This is a genomic window from Carboxydocella sp. ULO1, assembly GCF_002049255.1.
In the GTDB taxonomy this organism is placed as follows: Bacteria; Bacillota.
This window is the reverse complement of sequence record NZ_BDLQ01000044.1, coordinates 1-491: the sequence shown is the minus strand read 5'-3', so window position 1 is coordinate 491 and position 491 is coordinate 1. Positions and strand designations below refer to the sequence as shown.

Below are 491 nucleotides of genomic sequence, written 5' to 3'. Positions count from 1 at the left end.
ACCATTTCACGCTTCCTGGCCACTCTACGGATTAGGAGCGGCATCTGCTCTTTCACGCTGGCATGGCTGGAAGGAGTATGAACGCCAAAGGCAAACTCTGGCACTTCAGAAACGTCTACAATGCAGTAGAATAAAAGCTTCAAAATAGCTTCAGTATCACCAATGGCCGAGCGGGCCTCGATAAAGCTTGCATCTTCTTCGTCAGTAAAAATTAGGAGTTCATGACCTTGAAGATTAATGCTGACTTGCTCTCCTCTTTTAACCTGATCAAGTACTTGCTGTCCGAAGTTGTTTTGAATAAAATTTTCTACATTCTTGAGTTTAAGTTTAAGCCTTGGTGTTGAGTGCATCTTACTACCCTGTATGGCGTGAAGCATAACATCATGGTATGCCTTCAAATAGGGCTCTACCGCCTCCAGCTCACTGGTACCGAAAAGCTCCGTTTCTTCCGGTTCGTTTTTGAAATGTACTATCGGGATAAATCCCCACGG

1 pseudogene is annotated in these 491 nt (G+C 44.6%); it reads right to left on the bottom strand.

Annotation, left to right across the window (positions count from 1 at the left end):
* Positions 1 to 491: pseudogene (locus tag ULO1_RS07780) on the bottom strand (phage portal protein); the annotation flags it as partial.